Annotated in this window: 23 protein-coding genes and 1 other RNA gene; 15 read left to right on the forward strand and 9 right to left on the reverse strand. The window is 59.5% G+C overall.

The window, feature by feature from the left end:
- Positions 1–83: 83 nt before the first annotated feature.
- Entirely contained in the window at positions 84–953 is an 870-nt protein-coding gene (locus CX511_RS04075; protein WP_231353369.1) for an alpha/beta hydrolase family protein, read from the forward strand.
- Complete coding sequence (cysC, locus tag CX511_RS04080; RefSeq protein ID WP_101292257.1) at positions 946–1,548, forward strand: adenylyl-sulfate kinase; 603 nt, start codon at positions 946–948, stop codon at positions 1,546–1,548. The genes CX511_RS04075 and cysC overlap by 8 nt, the downstream gene beginning before the upstream one ends.
- Positions 1,549–1,626: 78 nt before the next feature.
- Here cysC and ssrA read toward each other — a convergent pair.
- The 5 genes from ssrA to CX511_RS04105 all read right to left on the reverse strand — a co-directional run bounded on the left by ssrA (position 1,627) and on the right by CX511_RS04105 (position 8,320).
- Positions 1,627–2,018, reverse strand: a transfer-messenger RNA (tmRNA) gene (ssrA, locus tag CX511_RS04085).
- A 104-nt stretch (positions 2,019–2,122) separates the two neighbouring features.
- Positions 2,123–2,416, reverse strand: coding sequence for a PA2433 domain-containing protein (locus CX511_RS04090; RefSeq protein ID WP_045182719.1), 294 nt, complete (start codon positions 2,414–2,416; stop codon positions 2,123–2,125).
- A gap of 131 nt (positions 2,417–2,547) precedes the next feature.
- The gene (locus tag CX511_RS04095) at positions 2,548–5,358 is read right to left on the reverse strand and encodes an FAD-binding and (Fe-S)-binding domain-containing protein (RefSeq protein WP_045182722.1); all 2,811 of its coding nucleotides are present in this window, start codon (positions 5,356–5,358) and stop codon (positions 2,548–2,550) included.
- An 80-nt stretch (positions 5,359–5,438) separates the two neighbouring features.
- The gene (gene lldD / locus CX511_RS04100; RefSeq protein WP_045182724.1) at positions 5,439–6,584 is read right to left on the reverse strand and encodes an FMN-dependent L-lactate dehydrogenase LldD; all 1,146 of its coding nucleotides are present in this window, start codon (positions 6,582–6,584) and stop codon (positions 5,439–5,441) included.
- 68 nt (positions 6,585–6,652) lie between these two features.
- A complete protein-coding gene (locus CX511_RS04105; RefSeq protein WP_045182725.1) occupies positions 6,653–8,320 on the reverse strand; it encodes a lactate permease LctP family transporter in 1,668 nt (555 codons plus the stop codon).
- A gap of 253 nt (positions 8,321–8,573) precedes the next feature.
- Here CX511_RS04105 and CX511_RS04110 point away from each other — a divergent pair, with 253 nt between their 5' ends.
- Positions 8,574–9,341, forward strand: a complete 768-nt coding sequence (locus CX511_RS04110) for an FCD domain-containing protein (protein WP_045182727.1) — start codon at positions 8,574–8,576, stop codon at positions 9,339–9,341.
- Positions 9,342–9,431: 90 nt separating this feature from the next.
- Here CX511_RS04110 and smpB read toward each other — a convergent pair whose 3' ends face one another.
- A complete protein-coding gene (gene smpB, locus CX511_RS04115) occupies positions 9,432–9,914 on the reverse strand; it encodes an SsrA-binding protein SmpB (RefSeq protein WP_045182729.1) in 483 nt (160 codons plus the stop codon).
- 117 nt (positions 9,915–10,031) lie between these two features.
- On the opposite strand from smpB, the gene CX511_RS04120 reads away from it, so the two are divergent.
- The 3 genes from CX511_RS04120 to CX511_RS04130 are packed head-to-tail and all read left to right on the forward strand — an operon-like array spanning position 10,032 to position 12,187.
- Positions 10,032–11,435 (forward strand): sodium-dependent transporter, encoded by a 1,404-nt coding sequence (locus CX511_RS04120; RefSeq protein ID WP_045182731.1) that lies wholly within the window; start codon positions 10,032–10,034, stop codon positions 11,433–11,435.
- Between the two features lie 7 nt (positions 11,436–11,442).
- Positions 11,443–11,877, forward strand: a complete 435-nt coding sequence (locus CX511_RS04125) for a type II toxin-antitoxin system RatA family toxin (protein WP_045182733.1) — start codon at positions 11,443–11,445, stop codon at positions 11,875–11,877.
- Positions 11,870–12,187, forward strand: a complete 318-nt coding sequence (locus tag CX511_RS04130; protein ID WP_045182735.1) for an RnfH family protein — start codon at positions 11,870–11,872, stop codon at positions 12,185–12,187. Before CX511_RS04125 ends, CX511_RS04130 begins: the two co-directional genes overlap by 8 nt.
- 56 nt (positions 12,188–12,243) lie before the next feature.
- Here CX511_RS04130 and CX511_RS04135 read toward each other — a convergent pair whose 3' ends face one another.
- Entirely contained in the window at positions 12,244–12,777 is a 534-nt protein-coding gene (locus tag CX511_RS04135) for an outer membrane protein assembly factor BamE (protein ID WP_045182738.1), read from the reverse strand.
- A 97-nt stretch (positions 12,778–12,874) separates the two neighbouring features.
- On the opposite strand from CX511_RS04135, the gene fur reads away from it, so the two are divergent.
- Positions 12,875–13,279, forward strand: coding sequence for a ferric iron uptake transcriptional regulator (fur, locus tag CX511_RS04140; protein WP_028944541.1), 405 nt, complete (start codon positions 12,875–12,877; stop codon positions 13,277–13,279).
- A 65-nt stretch (positions 13,280–13,344) separates the two neighbouring features.
- Here fur and recN read toward each other — a convergent pair whose 3' ends face one another.
- Entirely contained in the window at positions 13,345–15,018 is a 1,674-nt protein-coding gene (gene recN, locus CX511_RS04145; RefSeq protein WP_045182740.1) for a DNA repair protein RecN, read from the reverse strand.
- Positions 15,019–15,248: 230 nt separating this feature from the next.
- On the opposite strand from recN, the gene grpE reads away from it, so the two are divergent.
- From grpE to CX511_RS04185, 8 genes are all read left to right on the forward strand, one after another.
- A complete protein-coding gene (gene grpE, locus CX511_RS04150; RefSeq protein WP_045182742.1) occupies positions 15,249–15,803 on the forward strand; it encodes a nucleotide exchange factor GrpE in 555 nt (184 codons plus the stop codon).
- Positions 15,804–15,904: 101 nt separating this feature from the next.
- Positions 15,905–17,821, forward strand: coding sequence for a molecular chaperone DnaK (gene dnaK / locus CX511_RS04155; RefSeq protein WP_045182744.1), 1,917 nt, complete (start codon positions 15,905–15,907; stop codon positions 17,819–17,821).
- Positions 17,822–18,032: 211 nt separating this feature from the next.
- The gene (dnaJ, locus tag CX511_RS04160; protein ID WP_045182746.1) at positions 18,033–19,157 is read left to right on the forward strand and encodes a molecular chaperone DnaJ; all 1,125 of its coding nucleotides are present in this window, start codon (positions 18,033–18,035) and stop codon (positions 19,155–19,157) included.
- A gap of 13 nt (positions 19,158–19,170) precedes the next feature.
- On the forward strand, positions 19,171–19,974 hold the full coding sequence (dapB, locus tag CX511_RS04165) for a 4-hydroxy-tetrahydrodipicolinate reductase (protein ID WP_045182748.1): 804 nt from the start codon (positions 19,171–19,173) through the stop codon (positions 19,972–19,974).
- Between the two features lie 312 nt (positions 19,975–20,286).
- Complete coding sequence (carA, locus tag CX511_RS04170) at positions 20,287–21,423, forward strand: glutamine-hydrolyzing carbamoyl-phosphate synthase small subunit (protein WP_045182750.1); 1,137 nt, start codon at positions 20,287–20,289, stop codon at positions 21,421–21,423.
- Positions 21,424–21,529: 106 nt separating this feature from the next.
- Positions 21,530–24,751 (forward strand): carbamoyl-phosphate synthase large subunit, encoded by a 3,222-nt coding sequence (gene carB, locus CX511_RS04175; protein WP_045182752.1) that lies wholly within the window; start codon positions 21,530–21,532, stop codon positions 24,749–24,751.
- Positions 24,748–25,224 (forward strand): transcription elongation factor GreA, encoded by a 477-nt coding sequence (greA, locus tag CX511_RS04180; protein ID WP_045182755.1) that lies wholly within the window; start codon positions 24,748–24,750, stop codon positions 25,222–25,224. The genes carB and greA overlap by 4 nt, the downstream gene beginning before the upstream one ends.
- Before the next feature lie 28 nt (positions 25,225–25,252).
- Complete coding sequence (locus CX511_RS04185; protein ID WP_045182874.1) at positions 25,253–25,648, forward strand: hypothetical protein; 396 nt, start codon at positions 25,253–25,255, stop codon at positions 25,646–25,648.
- A 12-nt stretch (positions 25,649–25,660) separates the two neighbouring features.
- Here CX511_RS04185 and yhbY read toward each other — a convergent pair whose 3' ends face one another.
- A complete protein-coding gene (gene yhbY / locus CX511_RS04190) occupies positions 25,661–25,969 on the reverse strand; it encodes a ribosome assembly RNA-binding protein YhbY (protein ID WP_038606752.1) in 309 nt (102 codons plus the stop codon).
- Between the last annotated feature and the right edge of the window lie 74 nt (positions 25,970–26,043).

Below are 26,043 nucleotides of genomic sequence, written 5' to 3' on the forward strand. Positions count from 1 at the left end.
GCGCTAGAGAGCGAACGCCTTTTGTACAAGATAGTCTTACTTCCGATTTAAAGGCCCCCTATGAGCGGCATATCAGGTGAAGCGTGAAAAGTTCGAGCGCGTCGTTGTCGCGTTGTCTCGTCGCGGTACTCACGTGCGTGAGTGTGGCGCTAGGAGGATTGAGCGGTTGTGCCGATCCGAACCGGCACGCCGAGAGCCTGGCGCTCACCGGCCACTTGCAGCGTGAGCGGGTCGAAACCGACGGTTTCGTGCTGACCAGTTTTTACCGGATCAGTCGTCCGGATCTGCCATTGACCGTCTATATCGAGGGCGATGGTAAGGCCTGGCGCTCGCGCACGGTGCCCTCGGACAACCCCACGCCACATCAGGCCCTGGCTTTGACACTGGCATCGGTGGACCCGGCGGCCAACGTCGTGTACCTGGCACGCCCTTGCCAATTCACGCCGTTAGTGCAAAGCCCGCGTTGCGGCCGAGCCTACTGGACCGACAAGCGATTTGCCGAGGAAGTCGTCGTGGCCATGAACCAGGCGCTGAGCCGTTACTGCGCGCGGGTACCGGGACAGCGCGTTCACCTGGTCGGCTATTCGGGCGGTGGGGCGCTGGCGATTTTGATTGCCGCCCGGCGTCATGACATTGCCTCGCTGCGCACGGTGGCCGGTAACCTGGACCACGTGCAAGTCAATCGTTTGCATAACGTCTCGGCCATGCCTGAATCGCTCAATGCCATCGACGTTGCCCCGCAGGTCTCGTCTATCGTGCAGCTCCACTTCAGCGGTGGCGATGACCGTGTCGTGCCGGCGCAGGTCGCGCAAAATTTTGTCCGCGCAACGGCCAGCCGTTGTGCACGCAGCCAGATCGTCCCAGGTATGGCCCATGACAGCGACTGGGCCCGGCGCTGGCCTGAACTGCTATTAACCCCTCTACCGTGCTCGGTGAGTACAAACCATGAATAACAACCTGACAAGCGTGCCGCACGCCCTGAGTGCGTCGGACCGTAACGCGCATTACGGCCACAGCGGCGCGGTGCTGTGGTTTACCGGGCTGTCCGCTTCGGGCAAGTCGTCCTTGTCCATGGCATTGGAACTAGCGCTGACGAAGCTGGGCTATAGCTGCTATGTGCTCGATGGTGACAATCTGCGCAAAGGCTTGAATGCAAATTTAGGTTTCAGTGCCGAACATCGGAGCGAGAACATCCGCCGCGTGGGCGAGGTTGCCAGCTTGTTTGCCAATGCCGGATTGATCTGTATCACCGCCTTGATTTCCCCCTACTACAAGGATCGCGAGCGTGCGCGTGAGGCGGTCGGGCCAATGTTTCACGAAATACATATCGCGGCAGACCTGGCGACCTGCGAAGCCCGTGACCCCAAGGGGCTATACCAAAAGGCGCACGCCGGTAAGCTGCTTGAATTCACGGGGGTGAGTGCGCCGTACGAGGCGCCGAAGCATCCTGAATTGGTGATCGATACTGGAAAAATTTCGGTCGAGGAAAGCCTGAAGATATTGCTCGACTACGTGGTACGCCATATTCCGCTAAGCCAGAATCAATGACGTTGGCCCCTAAAGCCTTGGTTTTGCTGAATGTCAGGCACAAAAAAAGACGTCCGTGGACGTCTTTAGATGTAAATTTGGTGGAACCGGGGGGATTTGAACCCCCGTCCGCCAGTGCTCCGCTGTCGGTACTACATGCTTAGCCGTGTCTATTGAGTTAATCCGCAGCCGCCCGACGGGCAGGGTGCTTTGGACGAGTTGTGTAAGTTTTAGCCGCTTCGTCCACAACGTACTGCACGGCGATCCTGTTCTGTATGACAATCACTTCGGGTTTACAGGCATCCCCTAGTGATTGCTGGAGCCGAAGCTACCAGGAGAGCGGGCTCAGCTGCTTACGCAGCGAGAGCGTAACCCTCGTAGTTTTCGTCATTGGCAACTATAGAAAGTTGCAACAGTGGATTTACGAGTTCTGTTACCAACTCGGCATGCACCTAGAGTTTCACTACCGGCGTCGAATCCTAATCGGCCCCATTTGTTGCGCTCTAGCTGTAAGCGCTTTTCAACGCTTGAGGTCGAGTATACGCCATCGCTCAGGCGACGTCGACTGCTGGTCTGGCGCCGCCCGGTTGAGGCGTTACTGACCACTACCACCATTGCTGCTCTTGTCGGCTTTTTCAAGGGTGTCCAAGGCTTTGGTGGTAATGGCGATGCAGTCTTTGGTATTGCCGGCGGCCTGTGCAGCCTTGGCATCCTTGACCTGACCCATGACCTCCTGATCGGTGCTTTCGGCTGAGGCACCAGCGCCTGCCGTGGCGGTGGCATCATTGATCTTCTGCAAATTGAGGGTACACAGGTCTTCGGCGGCGAACACAGGGGAGGCAAGCAGTGCGGCGGCAAAGAACAGTCCGGAAATCGCAGTACGCTTCATGTGAGTCTCCTTGGCTAGGACAGCCTCGTATGAGGCCTCTATCAGGGTGGACTGCACTGTGTTGCTGGGGTTCAGATGGAATTGATAGATCTGACTGGCACCGCGCCAAAGCTGACACGGTGCCGATGACTTCAGATGGCTCGAGGTCGGGTAACGCGGTCCACCAAGTAGACCAAGCCGTGATAATCAATACCCCCATGGTTCGACAAACCAATCTCACAGGTGCGGCTGGTGGAAATCCCTTCACCGCAATACTGCACCGCATCCTTGAGGCTACGCAGCGAGTGGGCATTGAGCTCTGGCGTGGTGAAGCCTTTATCACCGGCAAAGCCGCAGCAGTGGATACCTTCAGGAATCACCACCTGTGTGCTGCAGCGCCGGGCCAGGTCGATCAGCGCCTGGCTTTCACCCAGGTGTTGGGTGCTGCAGGTCACGTGTACTGCAATCGGTTCGTCCTGAGGCGTGAACTCCAGTTTGTCGAGCAGGTGAGTGCGGATGAAACGCACCGGGTCATAGAGGTCCAGGCGGGTTTCAGCCAGGTCCTGAACCAGGCGCAAGGTACAGGGGCTGGTGTCGCAGTAGATCGGATCAAGCCCGCCACGGCTGGCATGCAGCAGGGCGTTGATCAACTCCTGGCGCTTGTGTTCGGCCTGTTCGGCATACCCCTTGGAGGCGAAGGGTTGGCCGCAGCACAGGTTGTCCTGATTCTCCGGGAAGACTACTTGATAGCCCGCCTTTTCCAATAGGGTGCGGGTCTTGTCGAGCAATGAGGTTTGTTCACGGTCGGTCGCTGCCGGGCCCATTACCCGCGACACACAGGCGGCCAGGTACACCACCCGAGGTCGGGCATCGTTACTCGCGGGGCTCAGTGAGATGGCTTTGAGCGGCTGCGGCATGGCCGACGTCCACTGCGGAACGCGGCCGTGACTGGCTTTGCTGAGGCGGCTGCTAAGGCGACTCAAGCGCGGTGCTCCGAGCAACTTGCGCGCAGCGTTGGCGGCCTGCAAGGTAAAGCGTGCGCCGCTGAGTGCGGTGTGAAAATTTTCCGCCAGCCAATCGGCGGTCTTCACATGGCCAGCGACCTGGCCGCGCAGTTTCTTCACCAGCTCGCCGGTATTGATGCCCACCGGGCAGCGTTGTGCGCACAAACCTGTTGCGGCGCAGGTGTCGATGCCTTGGTACTGGTAGTCACGCTCTAGCTGGCGAGTATCGCTACCGGCGCGCTTTTTCGCCTGGATGTCGCGCCACATAACGATACGCTGGCGCGGGCTGAGGGTCAGCCCCTTGGACGGGCACACCGGCTCGCAGAAACCACATTCGATGCACTTGTCGACGATCTCGTCGGCGGCAGGCAAGGGCTTGAGGTTCTTCAGGTGCAGCTGCGGGTCGTCGGTCAACACCACGTCTGGATTGAGGATGCCGGCTGGGTCCAGAAGGCGCTTGAGTTGCCACATCAGCTGATAGGCGTCATGCCCCCATTCCAGCTCGACGAAGGGCGCCATGTTGCGTCCGGTGCCGTGCTCGGCCTTGAGCGAGCCGCCGTACTCCACGGCAACCAGCTGCGCGACGTCATCCATGAAGGCCGAATAGCGCGTCACTTGTTCTGACGAGTCGAAGCCTTGGGTGAAGACGAAGTGCAAGTTACCTTCCAGGGCATGACCGAACAGGATCGCCTCGTCGTAGCCGTGCTTGTCGAACAACGCGATCAGGCGATTGACACCCTCGGCGAGCTTTTCGACGGGGAAGGTGACATCTTCGATAATCACTGTGGTGCCGGTTTCGCGTACCGCGCCGACGGCCGGGAAGGTGTCTTTGCGGATACGCCAGAGCTGGTTGTAGACCACCGGGTCTTCGCTGAAATCAACCTGCTTTTCCACCGGGAACTCAGCGATGGAGGCACTGATATGTGCCAACTGTTCGTGCAGCAGCGATTGCGTCGCGGCGCGTGACTCGATCAGCAACGCACAGGCACCGGCGGACAGGCTCTTCACCCACTCCGGCATGCCCTGCATGTTCTCCACCGAGCGCAGGCTGCGGCGGTCGAGCAGTTCTACCGCAGACACTGGTTGCTGCTTGAGCACGGGCACTGCCTTGCAGCAGGTCTCGACATCGGGGAAGACGATCAGTGCACTGGCCTTGTGCGGATGGTCCGGCACGGTGTTGTAGGTCACCGCACTGATGAAGCCGAGGGTCCCTTCGGAGCCAACCATCAGGTGGGTGAGGATATCCACAGGCTCGTCGTAATCGACGAGCGCGTTGAGCGATAAACCAGTGGTGTTTTTCAGGCGGTACTTGTGACGGATCTTGGCCGCCAATTCGGTATTGGCGCGAGTCTGTCGACCCAGTTCGCCGAGTTGTGCAAGCAGTTCGCCATGGCTTTGCTGCAAGCGCACGACGCTGTCCGGCAGTTCGCTGTCGAACAAGGTGCCGTCCGCGAGCAGCAGGCGCATGCCGGCCAGGGTGTGGTAGCTGTTCTGCGCGGTACCACAGCACATGCCGCTGGCGTTGTTGGCGACGATACCGCCGATTTTGCAGGCATTGATCGAGGCCGGATCGGGACCGATCTTGCGCCCGAACGGCGCCAGCCAGGCGTTGGCCTGGGCACCGATGACACCCGGCTGCAGGCGGATTTGCGTGCCACCGTCGCGAATGTCGCGCGCGTTCCAGTTGTCGCCCAGCACCAGCAATACCGAGTCACTCACCGCTTGCCCGGACAGACTGGTGCCGGCGGCACGGAAGGTGATCGCAACCTGCTCAGCGTGGGCAGCCTTGAGCAGGGTGGCGACTTCATCCTCGCTCTCGACGCGGATCACAAGCTTGGGAATCAGGCGGTAGAAACTGGCGTCAGTGCCGAAGGCCAGGGTCGAGAGCGGGTCGTCGAAACGCCGCTCGCGGGGGATCAGGTGTTCAACCGTGTCGAGGAACGCGGCGGGCAGACTCATGCAATCTCCTCGCGGGGCCGCGGCGTCTGGCGCGCCGTGTGCCCCGGTCAATCAGGCGGTGATTGGTGCGGGCGCGGCAATCAGGCGCCCAGTTCGCGTACCAGCGAGTCACGGGTGATCTCGCTGATGGTCTTGGCGCCAGTCAGCACCATGGCCACGCGCATTTCTTTCTCGAACAGCTCAAGCAGGTTCTTCACCCCGGCTTCCCCGGCGGTGGCCAGCGCGTACAGGAATGCACGGCCGATCAATACGGTGTCCGCGCCTAGGGCAATCATGCGCACCACGTCCAGGCCGCTGCGGATGCCGGAGTCAGCGAGGATCTTCAGGTCACCCTTCACCGCGTCGGCAATGGCCGGCAGGGCGCGAGCACTGGACAGCACGCCGTCGAGCTGACGACCACCGTGGTTGGACACGACGATGCCGTCGGCGCCGAATTTCACCGCGTCTTTGGCATCTTGCGGATCAAGGATGCCCTTGATCACCATCGGACCGTCCCAGAACTCGCGTATCCACTCCAGGTCTTTCCAGGAAATCGACGGATCGAAGTTGGCGCCCAGCCAGCCGATGTAGTCGGCCAAACCAGTAGGGCTGCCGCGATAGGTGGAAATGTTGCCCAGATCATGGGGCTTGCCCAGCAAACCTACATCCAGTGCCCACTGTGGGTGAGTCATGGCCTGCCAGACGCGGCGCAGCGGTGCATTCGGGCCGCTCATGCCCGAGTGTGCATCACGGTAGCGGGCACCCGGTACGGGCATGTCCACGGTGAACACCAGGGTAGTGACGCCAGCCGCTTTGGCGCGCTCAAGGGCGTTGCGCATAAAGCCGCGGTCTTTGAGGACGTAGAGCTGGAACCACATCGGCCGGTCGATGGCCGGGGCCACTTCCTCGATCGGACACACCGATACGGTCGACATAGTGAAGGGAATGCCTTTGGCGGCAGCAGCACGTGCGGCCTGGACTTCACCGCGACGGGCGTACATCCCGGTCAGGCCGACTGGGGCCAAGGCCACCGGCATGCTCAGTGTTTCGTTGAACAGTTGAGTCTCAAGACTCAGCTCGGACATGTTCTTCAGCACGCGTTGGCGCAGGGCGATGCTGGCCAGGTCTTCGACGTTGTGACGCAGCGTGTACTCGGCGTAGGCGCCACCGTCGGCGTAGTGGAACAGAAACGGCGGCAGCTTGCGTTGAGCTGCGGCGCGGTAGTCGGTAGAGGCAGAAATGATCATGAGGTCTCGCTGCGTCGATTGAAAGGGCGGATGCCGGGCGCGCTGAAAGGCGCCCGGCCTCTGTCACTTTAGTGAACCAGCATGCCGGTCAGCCAATAAGCCTGGATCAGGGTGATCAGGCCGACGATGGTGGCGAAGAACAGGCTGTGTTTGAGGGTAAAGCGGAACAGATCCGATTCCTTGCCGACCAGGCCGGTAGCCGCGCAGGCAACGGCGATCGACTGTGGCGAGATCATCTTGCCGGTCACGCCGCCGCTGGTGTTAGCCGCGACCAGCAGGGTGTCGTTGACCCCGATCTGGTGCGCCGTGGTGGCCTGCAGCGAACTGAACAGGGCGTTGGACGAGGTGTCGGAACCGGTCAGGAACACACCCAGCCAGCCAAGGAATGGTGAGAAGAACGGGAAGGCTGCGCCAGTACCCGCCAATACCAGGGCCATGGTCGAAGACATGCCCGAGTAGTTGGTGACGAAGGCGAAGGCCAGCACCATACCAATCGACAGGATTGGCCAGCGCAGCTCAAAGAAGGTCTCCTTCAAAGTGGTCAGACCAGTTTTGAAATTGATCTTCAGCACCAGCATGGAGATCAGCGCCGAGAAGAAAATCGCGGTGCCGGTGGCGGAAATCGGGTCGAGTTTGAACACGGCCGGAATCGCGGTCGGGGTGGCGACGATCGGTGCGGTCTTGATTACCAACTGATCAAGGTGCGGAATCGCGAAGTTGAACACCCAGCTGTACATTGAGCCGCCAGCCGCGAAGGCCGCCTTGAACGGCTTCAAGGTCCAGATGGTGACCAGCACGGTGAGAATCAGGAACGGCGACCAGGCCTTGAAGATCTCGCCGAAGCTGTAAGGTGAAGGCTGGCTGCCACCGCCATTGACCACGGCGGCGCCGACACTGCCGGTGGCGGTAGTGAACGAACGCTTGGGCTGCCAGACCTTGAGGAACAGGGTCAGGGAAATCAGGCTGGCCAGAGCTGAGGTGATGTCCGGCAGTTCCGGGCCAATGAAGTTCGAGGTGAAGTACTGGGTAACGGCGAAGCTCAGGCCGGCCACCAGGGCTGCAGGCCAGGTTTCTTTGACGCCGCGCAGGCCGTCCATCATGAACACCAGCCAGAACGGCACAAACAGCGACAGCAATGGCAGTTGGCGGCCGGTCATGGCGCCAATCTTGAAGGCGTCGATACCGGTTACTTGGCCAGCAACGATGATCGGGATACCCAGGGCGCCGAAGGCCACCGGTGCGGTGTTGGCGATCAGGCACAGGCCCGCGGCGTACAGCGGGTTGAAGCCCAGGCCGACCAGCAGGGCAGCGGTAATCGCTACTGGTGCGCCGAAGCCAGCTGCACCTTCGAGGAAGGCACCAAAGCAGAAACCGATCAGCAGCACCTGCAGGCGCTGGTCATCGGTGATCGACAGCACGGAGCTGCGGATCACTTCGAACTGGCCGCTTTTGACTGTCAGTTTGTAGAGGAACACCGCGGCAACGATGATCCAGGCAATAGGCCACAGGCCGTAGGCAAAACCGTAACCGGCGGCTGCAATAGCCATGTCGGCAGGCATCTGGAAGGCGAAGATCGCCACCAGGATCGACAAACCGAGGGTGATGCTGCCGGCGACGTGACCCTTGAGACGGAACACCGCCAGGGCGAGGAAGAAGAACACGATCGGGATGACTGCCGCGAGCGCGGACAGGCCAAGACTACCAAGCGGACTGTAGAGCTGTTGCCAGGTTTGCATATGGGGTGGCCCCTAATTGTTGTTGGTCAGCACTGGCATTGGATAATTGGTAAGACCAATTTACAATGTCGAGGCGCTAGGTTAAAAGCCTCGCTGCGGGTGTGTCAATTTGTCCCGGTAAAACTTTTGTCGGGCGAACGTCGGAAGAAGGGGCTGAGTAGTACGGAAATTTGCCATCTGATGGGTGTCGGCAGAGTGCGGATGCGCCAGAATAGACAGCCCCGAACGCACTCGGGATTGTGGAGAGTATGTGATGGTTTTTGATCAGGTCCGCCAACGCCGTTTATCCGACGATATCGTCGAACGGCTTGAGGGGATGATTCTTGAAGGCACCCTGAGTGCCGGTCAGCGGCTGCCTGCCGAGCGGGCCCTGGCCGAACAGTTCGGCGTGTCGCGACCGTCGTTGCGCGAAGCGATTCAAAAGCTGGTGGCCAAGGGGCTGCTGGTCAGTCGCCAGGGTGGCGGCAACTATGTAGCTGAGTCACTGGGCTCGACGTTTAGCGACCCGTTGCTGCAATTGCTGGAAAGCAATCCTGAAGCCCAGCGTGATCTGCTTGAGTTTCGTCATACCCTGGAAGCGTCATGTGCCTATTACGCGGCGACTCGGGCGACAGAGCCTGATCGTCAACGCCTCAAGGCGGCGTTCGATACCCTGCAGGACTGCTACACCCGCCAGGATGAAGTCAGTCGGGCGGAAGAGGGCGCGGCCGACGCGCGTTTTCATCTGGCCATTGCCGAAGCCAGCCACAATGCCGTGTTGTTGCACACCATTCGCGGCCTGTTCGACCTGCTCAAGCGCAACGTGGTCACCAACATTGGTGGTATGTACAAGCAGCGCGCAGAAACCCGTGACATGCTGATCGGTCAGCACCGCGATCTGTATCAGGCGATTGTCGAAGGGCGTGCCGAGGACGCGCGAGAAATTTCCAGTCGACACATTTTGTATGTGCAGGAAGTGCTCGACGAGGTGCGTCAGGAAGTGCAGCGGGTGGCGAGAGCGGAGCGGCGGAGCGGGCACTAGTCAGGGTTGGCAAGGCTGCGCTGGCAAGGCCGACTCCCACAGAGAGCGTAGCAATCTGCGGGAGTTAGCATTGCCGATGCTTCAGCAGAGTCAGTCTTCCCGACCCTTGTTGCGCACTGCGCGCTGCAACTCGCGATCGGAGTCACGCTCGCGCTGGGTGTCGCGCTTGTCGTATTCCTTCTTGCCCTTGCCGAGCGCGATCTCGCACTTGATCAAGTGCTTGCTCCAGTAGATCGACAAGGCTACGCAGGTGTAGCCCTTTTGCTGCACGGCAGCATGCAGGCGCTCCAGCTCACGGCGGTTGAGCAGCAGTTTGCGGGTGCGTGTCGGGTCGGCAATGACATGCGTACTGGCGGCCGTCAGCGGCGTGATATGGCTGCCCATCAGCCAGGCCTCGCCATCTTTGAGCACCACGTAACTGTCGGTCAGGTGCGCCTTGCCGGCACGCAGACTTTTTACTTCCCAACCGGACAGGACCAATCCGGCCTCGAACTTGTGCTCGATGAAGTAATCGTGTCGCGCCTTTTTATTCTGCGCGATGGTCCCTGTCGGATGTTTCGTTTGTTTAGCCATAGGGGCGGCATTATAGGCAGTCGTTGCGTTGTCGGCTACGGGGTAGCAGTGCGCCTTGAGCCTGTGAGTTGAATCCCGGACAATGCGCGCTCTTTTTTTCCACAGTTGAGCGTGTTGATGTCGACGGACAAGGTTTCTGTCCATGGTGGCTGGGCCAGTCGCTGGGTGTTTGTACTGGCGGCAACCGGTGCTGCGGTGGGGTTGGGAAGTATCTGGAAGTTCCCCTACATGGTCGGCGTCTACGGTGGCGGTGCCTTTGTCCTGGTGTTTCTGGCCTGTATTGCCCTGATCGGTATTCCGGTGATGCTCGCCGAGACGTTGATCGGTCGCCGCACCCGGCAGAGTCCGGCCAATGCCTTGCGTGACCTGGCGCTGGAGGCCGGGCATTCACCGCGCTGGTCCTGGTGGGCCTTCGCCGGGATGATCACGGCGCTGTTGATCCTGTCGTTCTACAGTGTGGTCGGTGGGTGGTCGTTCGATTACATCATTAACATGGGTAAGGGCGACTTCCAGGGCGTAACGGCTGACCAGGTCGGCAGTTACTTCAATGGTGTGATCAGCGACCCTTGGCGTCTGGTGCTGTGGCATAGCCTGTTCATGCTGCTGTCGGCGCTGGTGATTGCCCGTGGCGTGGTCGCCGGGCTTGAGAAGAGTCTGCGCATCATGATGCCGCTGCTGTTCTTGCTGCTGGTGATCCTGCTTGGTTACAGCCTGACCACCGGGCACTTCATGCAAGGGCTGCATTTCATGTTCGACTTCGACACCTCGCGTCTGCTCGATGGGTTGTTGCCGGCCATGGGGCATGCCTTCTTTTCGTTGAGTGTCGGGGTTGGCTCGTTGCTGATCTACGGCGCTTACATGCCTAAAGGTGCTTCCATCGGTGGCACCATCGTCGCTGTGGCCCTACTCGACACCTTCGTCTCACTGCTGGCGGGTTTGGCCTTGTTCCCGATTGTGTTTGCCGCCGGCCTGAACCCGAGTGAGGGGCCCGGCCTGATGTTCGTTGCCTTGCCGTTTGCTTTCGGTAATGTGGCCTTTGGCCAACTGATGGGCGTCGTATTCTTTGTTCTGGTGGCGGTAGCAGCCTGGAGTTCGGCGATTTCCCTGCTCGAACCTATGGTTGCCTATCTGGTCGAGCGCACTGGTGTGCGACGTGGCTGGATCACCACCTGGCTGGCCTTCAGTTGCTGGCTGGTTGGCCTGGGCACAGTGTTTTCGTTCAATATCTGGCAGCAGGCACGCTTTTTCGTGAACGATGGCAGCGGCTTTCAGCTCTACCAATGGGGGGCGAGCGGCGGGCTGGACTTCTTCGGCGTGATCGACTTTTTCACCTCGCGGATCATGTTGCCGCTGGGTGGTTTGTGCTTTGTGATATTCGCTGGTTGGATCATGGGGCGTGAAGCGGTGCGCGATGAATTGGCCATGCGCAGCCCGCTGCTGTTTGCTCTGACTTTCTTCTTGATGCGCTATGTGGCGCCCCTCGGCATTCTGGTTGTGTTTGCCGCTCAGCTTTGGAAGTGACGCCTGGATGACTACTCATATTCAACGTTCGGCCCTGCTGCCTTATCCCGCCCAGGCGTTGTACGACCTGGTCAACGATGTTGCAGGCTATCCGGAGTTTTTGCCCTGGTGCTCGTCCACCACCGTGCTGGAGGTCAGTGACACGCTGATGCGTGCCAGCCTGGAAGTGGCCAAAGGTGGCATGAGCCAGAAGTTCGTCACTCGCAATGTGTTAGTGCCGGGTCAATCCATCGAGATGAACCTGGAGGAGGGCCCGTTCAACCAGTTGCACGGCTTGTGGATTTTCAAGCCTCTGGGGGAGAAGGCCTGCAAGATCAGCCTGGACCTGTCCTTCGACTATGCCGGGCCGCTGGTGAGGGCAACCCTCGGGCCATTGTTCAATCAGGCTGCCAACACTCTGGTCGATGCCTTTTGTCAGCGGGCCAAGCAACTCAATGGCTGAGGGTCTGCTGCAGGTTGAGGTGGTCTACGCGACGGCTGAGCAGCAATGGCTGCTGGCTGTAGCGGTGGCGCCCGGGACCACGCTGCGAGAGGCGGTGCGCTTGTCGGGGCTCGCTGAGCACGTGCCGGGCCTGGATGTAGAGGCGTGCCCACTTGGCATCTTCGGCAAGGTCTTCACCGAGGCTGCGCAGCAGGTCGTTGCCGACGGGGATCGTATCGAGTTGTATCGGCCTCTACTGGTCGACCCCAAGGAGGTGCGCAAGCAGCGTGCAGCCAAGGTGGCGCGAGTATTCAAGAAAGCCAAGCGCTGAAACAGCAGAAACAAAAAAGCCCGGAATCTCCGGGCTTTTCTTTACCTGCAGTGTACTTACTGCGGCGAGGTTTCCAGTGGGGCTGGAGTCGGTACTGGAATGGTTTCGATGGTATCGACTTCGTTCTGGATCTTCTCTTCAAGGGAGCCTGGCTTGGCCGGGGTTTCCTTGACCGGTTCAACCTGTTCAGTGCCTGGTTGAGCAGGGCTGACACTGGTGTCGCCGCTGCCACCGAGGATTTCCTGGTCGCGGCTGACGCCCGGCATAAAGTCGCCAGACAGGCTGACCAACTGATCGCTCTCGTTGAAGAAGATGCTCATGCGCTCCTGCTGGCGTTCACCGCCACCAGGTTGCAGGCTGTACAGGTAATCCCAACGATTGGTGTGGAAGGTATCCTGGATCAGCGGGTTGCCCATGATAAACCTTACTTGCCGACGGGTCATTCCGGGGCGTAATTGGTCTATCATGTCTTGCGTGACGACATTGCCCTGCTGGATGTCGATTTTGTAAACCCCGGGGAACGAGCAACCGGCGAGTGCGAGCAGTCCCACAAGGGTGAGGCTGGTTAGCAAGAGCTTGGTGTTTTGCATCGGTGGGCGACTTCCACTATCTTGGCTGGACAACGTAAACCCCGATCATACCCGTATTCAGAGAAGCTGCGAAGCAGCATCGGCGAGAAAGCTGACCATGGTTGAAAATAGCGAACTGCGCAAAGCCGGTCTCAAGGTGACACTGCCTCGAGTAAAAATTCTACAGATGCTCGACTCTACCGAGCAGCGTCACATGAGTGCTGAGGATGTCTACAAGGCGCTGATGGAGGCAGGCGAGGATGTCGGTCTGGCCACGGTTTATCGTGTTCTGACCCAGTTCGAAGCCGCAGGCCTGGTCGTGCGCCACAACTTCGACGGCGGTCACGCCGTGTTCGAATTGGCCGACGGCGGCCACCACGACCATATGGTCAACGTGGAGTCTGGCGAAGTTATCGAGTTCTTCGATAGCGAGATTGAAAAGCGTCAGAAAGAAATCGTTGCCGAACATGGTTTCGAGCTGGTTGACCATAATCTGGTCCTGTACGTGCGCAAGAAAAAGTAAGCAGACGTTTCTTGCTGTACTGCATCAAAGGCGACCCTAGGGTCGCCTTTGTGTTTTCTGGGGCATCAGGCCTTGCTGGTGACCACCATTTTGCGGGCGTGGGCCAGGGATTCCTTGGTCAGGTCGATACCGCCAAGCATCCGCGCGACTTCTTCGACGCGCTCGCGCTTGCCCAGATTGGCCACGGCAGTGTGGGTCGCATTGCTGTTGCGCACCTTATGGACAAACAGGTGATGATGGCCTTGCGCCGCAACTTGTGGCAGGTGGGTTACCGTCAAGACCTGCCCGCGTTCGCCCAGACGCCGCAACAATTGACCGACGATCTCGGCAGTGGGGCCACCGATTCCCACGTCGACTTCGTCGAACACCAGTGTCGGGATGCGCGAGGTTTGCGCGGTAATCACCTGGATAGCCAGGCTGATGCGTGACAGCTCTCCCCCGGACGCGACTTTGGCCAGGCCCTTTAGCGGCTGACCAGGGTTGGCGCTGACCAACAGTTCTACGTGCTCCAGGCCGTGAGGCGACAGTTCGTCACTGCTATTGGCATGCAATTGGATACTGAAGCGGCCACCGGGCATGCCCAGGCGCTGAATTTCTTGCTCAACCGCCGTTGCCAACTGGCTGGCGGCCTGGACGCGCAAGGCGCTCAGTTCGCCGGCTTTGTCCTGGTAGTGGCGGGCAAAGGCGGCCAGTTCGTCGTCCAGGCGCTCGATGGACTCGTCATTGGCATTAAGGCCTTCGAGCTCATCCATTAAACGTTGTTGCAGGTTGGCCAGCTCGGTTGGATGAACCCGGTGTTTGCGGGCGAGGGTATAGATGCTGTCCAGGCGCTCTTCGAGTTGCTGTAGGCGTGCCGGGTCGGCATCGAAGTGATCAAGGAAGCGGTTCAGTTCGCCGACAGCTTCTTCTACCTGGATCTGCGCGCTGGCAATCATGTTCGCGGCTTCGCCCAGCGCTTTGGGAGCATTCTGCACGGCGGTCAGGCGATTGAGGCTGGCGGTCAGGGCGTTGAGCACGTTGCCCGAGTCGCTTTCGCTGCAGTGGTCGATCACCTGGCGGCAAATGCCGAACAGTGCTTCAGCGTTGGTCAGGTTCTTGTGTTCCTGCTCCAGTTGCTCCAGTTCGTTTTCACCCAGGCCGAGATTATCGAGTTCTTCGAGCTGGTAACTGAGCAGTTGGTGCTGTGCCCGTTGTTCGTCGCCGGAGTTGGACAGCCGCTCCAGTTCCTGACGCGTCTGGCGCCAGCGCTGGGCGGCCAGTTGCACCTGGCGGGCAAGGTCGCTGGCACCGGCATACTCGTCAAGTAGGCGGCGGTGGGTGTCGGTCTTGAGTAGTGATTGGTGTTCATGCTGGCTGTGGATATCAATCAGCAACTCGCCGAGCGCCTTGAGGTCGCCTAGAGGGCAGGGTGTGCCATTGATGTAGCCGCGGCTGCGACCTTCGGCGGTGATTACCCGGCGCAGGATGCACGGGCCGTCGTTGTCCAGGTCGCGCTCGGCCAGCCAGGTGCGCGCCTCGGGGATGTCGGCAAGGTCGAAGGTGGCGAGGATGTCAGCCTTGTCGGCGCCGGGACGCACCACGCCGCTGTCGGCGCGATCACCCAGGGTCAGGCCCAGGGCATCGAGCATGATCGATTTGCCGGCCCCGGTTTCACCGGTGATGACGCTCATCCCCCGAGCTAGCTCGAGGTCCAGGTGTTCGACGATGGCATAGTTGTGTACGGACAGGTGCACCAGCATTGGGGCGGCTCCCAGGCGTGAAGTCTGGTTATTTATACAGTGTTTTCAAATCCGCTGACAATGGCTGCGCTTAGTTCGATTTGGTTATCTGAACGTGATTCTGATGTCGATGGGTTATGAATGAATCGGCCAACTGTGCTTTTTGCCCCTTGAACCTGGGTTTTACGACCCCATATAGCCGACAGAAACGCGAGTTCAGCTCGCTGACACAATTCGAGAGGAGTGATTTTATGGCTGACGAACAGCTGGATGAACAGAATCTGAACGCCGAAGAAACTGGCGCACAAGACCTGAGCGCCCGCGTGCAGGTGCTCGAAGAGCAGCTGGCGGCGGCCCAGGATCAATCCCTGCGCACCGCTGCTGACCTGCAGAACGTTCGCCGTCGTGCCGAGCAGGACGTCGAGAAGGCGCACAAGTTCGCGCTGGAAAAATTTGCCGGTGACCTGCTGCCGGTCATCGATAGCCTCGAGCGTGGCCTGGAGCTGTCCAGCGCTGAAGACGAGAGCATTCGCCCAATGCGTGAAGGCATCGAGCTGACCTTGAAGATGTTCCACGACACGCTCAAGCGCTACAACCTCGAGGCGATTGACCCGCACGGCGAACCTTTCAATGCCGAGCACCATCAGGCCATGGCCATGCAGGAAAGCGCTGAAGTCGAGCCCAACAGCGTGCTCAAAGTGTTCCAGAAGGGCTACCAACTGAATGGTCGCCTGCTGCGCCCGGCCATGGTCGTGGTCAGCAAGGCCCCTGCAGCGGTTTCGCCGTCGATTGACGAGCAGGCTTGAAATCGTTTCAGGCGCCCCCATTTAGGTGTCAAGCATTCAAGTATTACCGCAGTTAGCCACCACTGCTGCGGCAACCAAATTCAAGTTTCGGGAGAGTTAACATGGGCAAAATCATCGGTATCGACCTGGGGACCACCAACTCCTGCGTCTCCATCCTGGAAAACGGCAACGTCAAAGTTATCGAGAACGCTGAAGGCGCGCGTACCACGCCGTCGATCATCGCCTACGCCAACGATGGCGAGATTCTGGTTGGTCAGTCGGCCAAGCGTCAGGCCGTCACCAACCCGCACAACACCCTGTACGCGGTTAAGCGTCTGATCGGTCGTCGCTTCGAAGAAGACGTCGTGCAGAAAGACATCCAGATGGTGCCGTACAAGATCGTCAAGGCTGACAACAACGACGCCTGGGTCGAAGTCAACGGCCAGAAAATGGCGCCGCCACAGATCTCGGCTGAGATCCTGAAAAAGATGAAGAAGACCGCCGAAGATTACCTCGGCGAGCCTGTTACCGAAGCGGTCATCACCGTTCCGGCCTACTTCAACGACAGCCAGCGTCAGGCCACCAAGGATGCCGGTCGTATCGCGGGTCTGGACGTAAAACGTATCATCAACGAACCAACCGCAGCCGCTCTGGCCTACGGTATGGACAAGGCTAAAGGCGATCACACCGTGATCGTTTATGACCTCGGTGGTGGTACTTTCGACGTTTCGGTTATCGAAATCGCCGAAGTCGATGGTGAGCACCAGTTCGAAGTATTGGCCACCAACGGTGACACCTTCCTCGGTGGTGAGGACTTCGACATTCGCTTGATCGACTACCTCGTCGATGAGTTCAAGAAAGAAAGCGGCATGAACCTCAAGGGTGATCCGCTGGCCATGCAGCGCCTGAAAGAGGCTGCTGAAAAGGCCAAGATCGAGCTGTCCTCGAGTCAGATGACCGACGTCAACCTGCCGTACATCACTGCAGATGCCACCGGTCCTAAGCACCTGAACGTGAAGATCTCCCGCGCCAAGCTGGAGTCGCTGGTCGAAGACCTGGTTCAGCGCACCATCGAGCCATGCCGCATCGCGATGAAAGACGCCGGTATCGACGTCAGCAAGATCGACGACGTGATCCTGGTCGGTGGTCAGACCCGTATGCCACTGGTGCAGAAGGCAGTTACCGATTTCTTCGGTAAAGAAGCACGCAAGGACGTCAACCCGGACGAAGCGGTTGCCATGGGTGCAGCGATTCAAGGTGCAGTACTGGCCGGTGACGTCAAAGACGTACTGCTGCTGGACGTCAGCCCGCTGACCCTGGGTATCGAAACCATGGGTGGCGTGATGACCGCGCTGATCGAGAAGAACACCACCATCCCGACCAAAAAGTCGCAGGTGTTCTCGACTGCCGATGACAACCAGAGCGCTGTGACCATTCACGTGCTGCAAGGTGAGCGTAAACAGGCTGCGCAGAACAAGTCCCTGGGCAAGTTCGACTTGGCTGAGATTCCACCAGCACCACGTGGCGTGCCACAGATCGAAGTAACCTTCGACATCGACGCCAACGGCATTCTGCACGTAGGCGCCAAAGACAAGGCTACTGGCAAGACCCAGTCGATCGTGATCAAGGCCAACTCGGGTCTGTCTGATGAAGAAATTCAGCAGATGATCCGCGACGCCGAAGCGAACTCGGAAGAAGACCGCAAGTTCGAAGAGCTGGCCGCTGCCCGTAACCAGGGTGATGCACTGGTTCACTCGACTCGCAAGATGGTCGCTGACGCGGGTGACAAGGTCACTGCCGAAGAGAAGACTGCAATCGAGGCTGCTGTGGTTGCCCTGGAAGCCGCTGTCAAAGGCGACGACAAGGCTGCCATCGAAGCCAAGGTTGAAGAGCTGTCGAAAGTGTCGGCTCCAGTTGCTCAGAAAATGTACGCCGAGCAGCAGGCCGAACAGCCACAAGCTGGCGCGCAGCAGGCTGAAGAACCTAAGCACGACGACGTCGTCGATGCTGAGTTCGAAGAAGTCAAAGACAACAAGTAATTGCTACAGGTTGTCGGCCGGTTGACTGCTTTTTAGTGGTTGGCTGGTAGGATGTCGCCGCGCGGGGGCTTGCTCCCGCGTTGGCGTGTCTGGAATACCCGAATTTTTACAGCATCTGTCAGGCCTCCTGGAGGGGAATTAGGCGGGTGCTGGCGGCACAGCGCGGAAAGCGCAGAGGTTTGCCGAACGTCCTCAAGAGTGCAAAAGACTTATGGCAAAGCGTGACTATTACGAAGTTCTGGGAGTTGAGCGCGGCTCCAGTGAAGCGGACCTGAAGAAGGCCTATCGCCGTCTGGCGATGAAGCATCACCCGGACCGTAACCCTGATGACAAAGAGTCGGAAGAGAAATTCAAAGAAGCCAACGAGGCTTATGAAGTGCTCTCCGATGCCAGCAAGCGCGCGGCCTATGACCAGTATGGTCATGCAGGCGTCGATCCGAGCATGGGTGGCGGCGGTGCCGGCTTTGGTGGCGCGAACTTCTCCGATATTTTCGGCGATGTGTTCAGCGACTTCTTCGGTGGCGGCCGTGGTGGTGGTCGTGGCGGTGCCCAGCGTGGCAGCGACCTGCGCTACACCCTGGAGCTGAACCTGGAAGAGGCGGTGCGTGGCACCACGGTCAATATCCGTGTGCCGACGCTGGTCAACTGCGAACCGTGTGACGGTTCCGGTGCCAAGAAAGGCTCGTCGCCTTCGACCTGTCCGACCTGTGGTGGTATTGGTCAGGTGCGCATGCAGCAGGGCTTCTTCTCTGTTCAGCAGACCTGCCCACGTTGCCATGGCCAGGGCAAAATCATTACTGATCCGTGCGGCTCTTGCCACGGTGAAGGGCGTATCGAAGAGTACAAGACCCTTTCGGTCAAGGTGCCGGCGGGGGTCGACACGGGCGACCGTATTCGCCTGTCTGGTGAAGGTGAGGCTGGTTCCCATGGCGGTCCGACCGGTGATCTGTACGTTGTGATCAACGTGCGCGAACACCCGATCTTCCAGCGTGACGGCAAGCACCTGTACTGCGAAGTGCCGATCAGCTACACCGATGCTGCCCTGGGTGGCGAGCTGGAAGTGCCGACCCTTGATGGCCGGGTCAAGCTGAAGATTCCGGAAGGGACTCAGACCGGCAAGCAGTTCCGTCTGCGTGGCAAGGGTGTTGCGCCGGTTCGCGGTGGTGGTGCGGGTGACCTGATGTGCCGCGTTGCCGTGGAAACCCCGGTCAATCTCAGTCGTCGTCAGCGTGAGCTGCTCGAAGAGCTGCGTGACTCGCTGGAAGGTGACAGTTCCCATTCGCCGAAAGCCAATGGCTGGTTCGAAGGCGTGAAGCGCTTCTTCGGCGACTTGTAAGAAGGAATAGGGCATGCGACGTATAGCGGTAATGGGTGCGGCAGGGCGCATGGGCAAGACCCTGATCGAAGCGGTGCAGCAGACTCCGGGTGCCGGGCTGACTGCAGCTATTGATCGTCCGGACAGCACCCTGGTGGGTGCCGATGCCGGTGAGCTGGCGGCGCTGGGGCGCATCGGTGTGCTGTTGTCCGACGACCTGGCGAAAGTTGCCGATGAGTTCGATGTGCTGATCGACTTCACCCACCCTTCGGTGACCCTGAAGAACCTGGCGTTCTGCCGCAAGGCGGGCAAGGCCATGATCATCGGCACCACAGGCTTCAGTGTCGAAGAAAAGCAGCTGCTGGCTGAAGCGGGCAAGGACATTCCGATTGTCTTTGCTGCCAACTTCAGTGTCGGCGTCAACCTCAGCCTCAAGCTGCTGGATATGGCGGCGCGGGTATTGGGTGATGATGTCGACATCGAGATCATCGAAGCTCACCACCGGCACAAGGTTGATGCGCCGTCGGGTACTGCGCTGCGTATGGGTGAAGTTGTTGCCAATGCGTTGGGGCGTGACCTGCAGGAAGTGGCGGTCTATGGTCGTGAGGGTCAGACCGGTGCCCGCGATCGTCAGACCATCGGTTTTGCCACCGTGCGTGCGGGTGATGTGGTCGGTGATCACACCGTGCTGTTCGCCGCTGATGGTGAACGCCTTGAGATCACCCACAAGGCGTCGAGCCGCATGACCTTCGCCAAGGGGGCGGTGCGTGCCGCGCTATGGCTGGACGGGCGCGAGCCTGGCCTGTACGACATGCAGGACGTGCTCGACCTGCGTTGATTGCTGTTCGGGGCCGCCCAGCGGCCCATCGCTGGTAAGGCCAGCTCCCGCAGAAGTCGCCAGCGAATGCTGTAGGCGCAAGCCTTGCCAACGATCTTCCGCTCTCCTAGCGACGCCCTGTCGCATTCCTGCGCCTTTCAGGCACATCAGTGGTAGACCAAAAAAGCGTTTTTCTGTAAGCTACAGCTTTAGTGTGTCCACTAAAAGCGCGCAGATAATTCGACGAAGAAAGCGGGGTGACGTGTCTATACGTCATTCCGCTTTTTTGCAACCTGCGATCGCCCCTTCAGGCTTGATTTACGGGAGGTCTTCTTGACTAAGCCAGCCATACTCGCCCTTGCCGATGGCAGCATTTTTCGCGGTGAAGCCATTGGAGCCGACGGTCAGACCGTTGGTGAGGTGGTGTTTAACACCGCAATGACCGGCTATCAGGAAATCCTGACTGACCCTTCCTATGCGCAGCAAATCGTTACCCTGACTTACCCGCACATTGGCAATACCGGCACCACGCCGGAAGATGCCGAGTCCGACCGTGTCTGGTCGGCCGGTCTGGTCATTCGTGATCTGCCTCTGATTGCCAGCAACTGGCGCAACAAGCAGTCGCTGCCTGACTACCTCAAAGCCAACAACGTGGTTGCGATCGCCGGGATCGACACGCGTCGCCTGACGCGCATCCTGCGTGAGAAGGGCGCGCAGAACGGCTGCATCCTGGCCGGCGACAACATCAGCGAAGAGGCTGCAATTGCCGCCGCTCGCGGCTTCCCGGGCCTCAAGGGCATGGACCTGGCCAAAGTGGTCAGCACCAAGTCCAGCTATGAATGGCGCTCCAGCGTCTGGGAGCTGAAAACCGACAGTCACGCGACCATCGAGGCCGCCGAGCTGCCATACCACGTGGTCGCCTACGACTTTGGCGTCAAGCTGAACATCCTGCGCATGCTGGTTGCTCGCGGCTGCCGCCTGACCGTCGTGCCGGCACAAACCCCGGCCAGCGAAGTCCTGGCACTCAACCCGGATGGCGTGTTCCTGTCCAACGGCCCAGGTGATCCGGAGCCATGTGACTACGCGATCCAGGCGATCAAGGATATCCTCGAAACCGAGACCCCAGTGTTCGGTATCTGCCTGGGCCACCAACTGCTGGCCCTGGCCTCCGGTGCCAAGACCGTGAAAATGGGTCATGGTCACCATGGCGCCAACCACCCAGTCCAGGACCTGGACACTGGCGTGGTAATGATCACCAGTCAGAACCACGGCTTCGCAGTCGATGAAGCCACCCTGCCAGGTAACGTGCGCGCCATTCACAAGTCGCTGTTCGACGGTACCCTGCAAGGGATCGAGCGCACCGACAAGAGCGCGTTCAGCTTCCAGGGTCACCCTGAAGCCAGCCCAGGCCCGACCGACGTCGCGCCACTGTTCGACCGTTTCATCGATGCCATGGCCAAGCGCCGCTGAGCACCTGGCGAGAAGGCCCTGGACCGGTGCAAGCCGCGTTCAGGTGCCGCCCCCAAGATTGTTCAATGCGGCTTGCCGACTGACCTGCGGAATTGAGTGACAACCCATGCCAAAACGTACAGACATTAAAAGCATCCTGATTCTCGGCGCTGGCCCGATCGTGATCGGCCAGGCCTGCGAATTCGACTACTCCGGTGCCCAGGCGTGTAAAGCCCTGCGCGAGGAAGGCTATCGCGTCATCCTGGTGAACTCCAACCCAGCCACCATCATGACCGACCCGGCCATGGCCGACGCCACCTACATCGAGCCGATCAAATGGCAAACGGTGGCCAAGATCATCGAGAAAGAGCGTCCGGACGCGCTGCTGCCAACCATGGGTGGCCAGACTGCGCTGAACTGCGCCCTGGACCTGGAGCGCGAAGGCGTTCTGGAGAAGTTTGGCGTGGAGATGATCGGTGCCAACGCCGACACCATCGACAAGGCTGAAGACCGTTCGCGCTTCGACACCGCCATGAAGGCCATCGGTCTTGAGTGCCCGCGCTCCGGTATCGCTCATAGCATGGAAGAAGCCAACGCTGTGCTCGAGAAGCTTGGCTTCCCGTGCATCATCCGTCCGTCCTTCACCATGGGCGGCACTGGTGGCGGCATCGCTTACAACCGTGAAGAGTTCGAAGAAATTTGCGCTCGTGGTCTGGACCTGTCGCCAACCAAAGAGCTGCTGATCGACGAATCGCTGATCGGCTGGAAAGAGTACGAGATGGAAGTGGTCCGCGACAAAAAGGACAACTGCATCATCGTCTGCTCGATCGAAAACTTCGACCCGATGGGCGTGCACACGGGTGACTCGATCACTGTCGCACCTGCACAGACCCTGACCGACAAGGAATACCAGATCATGCGCAACGCCTCGCTGGCGGTGCTGCGTGAAATCGGTGTTGAAACCGGCGGTTCCAACGTGCAGTTCGGTATCTGCCCGGACACCGGCCGCATGGTCGTCATCGAAATGAACCCGCGTGTGTCGCGCTCCTCGGCGCTGGCCTCGAAAGCCACTGGCTTCCCGATTGCCAAGATCGCTGCCAAGCTGGCCGTCGGTTACACCCTCGACGAACTGCAGAACGACATCACCGGCGGTCGTACCCCGGCCTCGTTCGAGCCGTCGATCGACTACGTGGTTACCAAGCTGCCACGTTTTGCCTTCGAAAAATTCCCGAAAGCCGACGCCCGTCTGACCACCCAGATGAAATCCGTGGGTGAAGTCATGGCCATCGGCCGGACCTTCCAGGAGTCGCTGCAAAAAGCGCTGCGCGGTCTGGAAGTTGGTGTTTGCGGCCTCGACCCGAAGGTCGACCTGGCCAGCCCTGAAGCCAGCAGCATCCTCAAGCGCGAGCTGACCGTGCCGGGCGCTGAGCGTATCTGGTACGTCGCTGATGCCATGCGCGCCGGTATGACCTGCGACGAAATCTTCGCCCTGACCGGTATCGACCACTGGTTCCTGGTGCAGATGGAAGACCTGATCAAAGAAGAAGAGAAGGTCAAAACCCTCGCACTGTCGGCGATCGACAAGGACCTGATGCTGCGTCTGAAGCGTAAAGGCTTCTCTGACCAGCGTCTGGCCAAACTGTTGGGTATCACCGACAAGAACCTGCGTCGCCATCGTCACAAGCTGGAAGTGTTCCCGGTCTACAAGCGCGTCGACACCTGCGCCGCCGAGTTCGCCACTGACACCGCCTACCTGTACTCGACCTACGAGGAAGAGTGCGAGGCCAACCCGTCGACCCGTGACAAGATTATGATCCTTGGTGGCGGTCCTAACCGTATCGGTCAAGGTATCGAGTTCGACTACTGCTGTGTGCACGCGGCACTGGCCCTGCGCGAAGACGGTTACGAGACCATCATGGTCAACTGTAACCCGGAAACCGTCTCCACCGACTACGACACCTCCGACCGCTTGTACTTCGAGCCGCTGACGCTGGAAGACGTGCTGGAAGTAGTTCGCGTCGAGAAGCCAAAAGGTGTGATCGTTCACTACGGTGGCCAGACCCCACTGAAACTGGCTCGCGCCCTGGAAGAAGCCGGCGTACCGATCATCGGTACCAGCCCTGACGCTATCGACCGTGCCGAAGACCGTGAGCGTTTCCAGCACATGGTTCAGCGCCTGAATCTGCTGCAGCCGCCAAACGCCACTGTTCGCAGCGAAGACGAAGCGATTCGCGCTGCTGGTGTCATCGGTTACCCGCTGGTGGTGCGCCCGTCCTACGTATTGGGTGGCCGCGCAATGGAGATCGTCTACGAACTGGACGAGCTCAAGCGCTACCTGCGTGAAGCGGTACAAGTTTCCAACGACAGCCCGGTACTGCTCGACCACTTCCTCAACTGCGCCATCGAGATGGACGTGGATGCGGTCTGCGACGGCAAGGACGTGGTAATCGGTGCGATCATGCAGCACATCGAACAGGCCGGTGTTCACTCCGGTGACTCGGCGTGCTCGCTGCCACCGTACTCGTTGCCAGCTCATGTTCAGGATGAAGTCCGTGAACAGGTCAAGAAAATGGCCCTGGAACTGGGGGTTGTTGGCCTGATGAACGTCCAGCTGGCGCTGCAGGGCGACAAGATCTACGTGATCGAAGTCAACCCGCGCGCTTCGCGCACCGTGCCTTTCGTTTCCAAGTGCATCGGCACTTCGCTGGCGATGATTGCCGCTCGCGTGATGGCCGGTAAGTCGCTGAAGGAAATCGGTTTCACCCAGGAAATCATTCCTAACTTCTACAGCGTCAAAGAAGCGGTGTTCCCGTTCGCCAAGTTCCCGGGTGTTGACCCGATCCTCGGCCCAGAAATGAAATCCACCGGTGAAGTCATGGGTGTCGGCGATAGCTTCGGTGAAGCGTTCGCCAAGGCCCAGATGGGTGCCAGCGAAGTGTTGCCGACCGGCGGCACTGCGTTCATCAGTGTGCGTGACGACGACAAGCCACAAGTGGCTGGTGTTGCTCGCGACCTGATCGCCCTGGGCTTCGAAGTGGTTGCCACCGTCGGTACCGCCAAGGTCATCGAAGCGGCTGGCTTGAAAGTGCGTCGCGTGAACAAAGTGACCGAAGGTCGTCCGCACGTGGTCGACATGATCAAGAACGACGAAGTGTCGCTGATCATCAACACCACCGAAGGTCGTCAGTCGATCGCTGACTCCTACTCGATTCGTCGCAATGCGTTGCAGCACAAGATCTACTGCACTACTACCATTGCGGCCGGTGAAGCTATCTGTGAAGCGCTCAAGTTCGGTCCGGAAAAGACCGTGCGTCGCTTGCAGGATCTCCATGCAGGACTCAAGGCATGATCAAATACCCCATGACTGTCCAGGGCCATCGCGCCCTGGAGGAAGAACACGAATTCCTCAGCAAGACCGAGCGTCCGCGTTTGAGCCAAGCCATTGGCGAGGCTCGTGAGCTCGGTGACCTCAAGGAAAACGCCGAGTACCACGCCGCTCGTGAAGAGCAGGGCATGGTCGAGGCGCGCATCCGTGACATCGAAGGCCGTCTGCAGAACGCGGTGGTGATTGATGTCACCACCATCGCTCATACCGGCAAGGTGATCTTCGGTACCACCGTTGAAATCGCCAACGTCGAGACGGACGAGAGTGTGAAATACAAGATCGTCGGTGAGGACGAAGCCGATATCAAGGCGGGCAAGCTGTCGGTGGGTTCGCCCATCGCCCGCGCCCTGATGGGCAAGGAAGAAGGCGACGTGGTAGCGGTTAAGACTCCGAGCGGCCTGGTCGAGTACGAGATTGTCGAAGTCGCACACATCTGATCGGCGCCGCGGCTTTGCCGCGGCCACGGTGATCTGGCAGCTGACCCAGGTGTTCTGGGTTGGCGGCCTGTGGATGCTGCATTTTGGTTTATTGCCGGCGTTAGGCAAAGTTGGTCTGGCGCCGCTGTTGATCGAAGACATTGGCAGCCTGATGGCATCTTTACTGGTAGCCTTTGCGGCGTTTTGCGCAGGTGTACAAGTGATGGTGCTGGTTCAGGCGCAGGGCCTGGCCAGTTTGTGGCGGGACATGCGTGGGCAATTGCTGTTGATGGCGATGCTGGCGTGCGTGGCGTATTTCGCCTTGCGCGTGGGGTTGCCCCAAGAGCTGCGCTGGCAATTGTTCTGTTACCTGGTGTTGGGTCTTACTGGCTTGCTGCTGGTCATGCAGCCGGTGCCGGGCAGGGCGCGCAAAGCGCGCCACTGACCGCGGCGAACATCACTTGTAGCGATGGATGTTCGACAGCTGCTTGTTCGGCTGTGGATTGCGGCGGTAGATCAGCGCCTTTTTGCCGATGGTCTGCACCAGTTCGGCGCGGCCTGCTTTGCACAGCGCAGCGATTGCGGCAGCACGTTCTTCGCGATCTTCCGAACGAATCTCGACCTTGATCAATTCATGATCAGCCAGAGCGCGTTCGAGTTCGGCGATAACGCCTTCAGTCAGTCCATTGCCTGCCACAATCAGAACTGGTTTCAGGTCGTGGCCAATGGATTTGTACTGTTTCTTCTGCTCGTTATTGAGCGGCATAATCTGACCCTTTGTCTGATTCTGTAAAAATGGCGGCCATTTTACCCGAGGGCCCGTGGATCCGCCCAGTTAAT

Source organism: Pseudomonas sp. S06B 330 (assembly GCF_002845275.2).
Lineage (GTDB): Bacteria > Pseudomonadota > Gammaproteobacteria > Pseudomonadales > Pseudomonadaceae > Aquipseudomonas.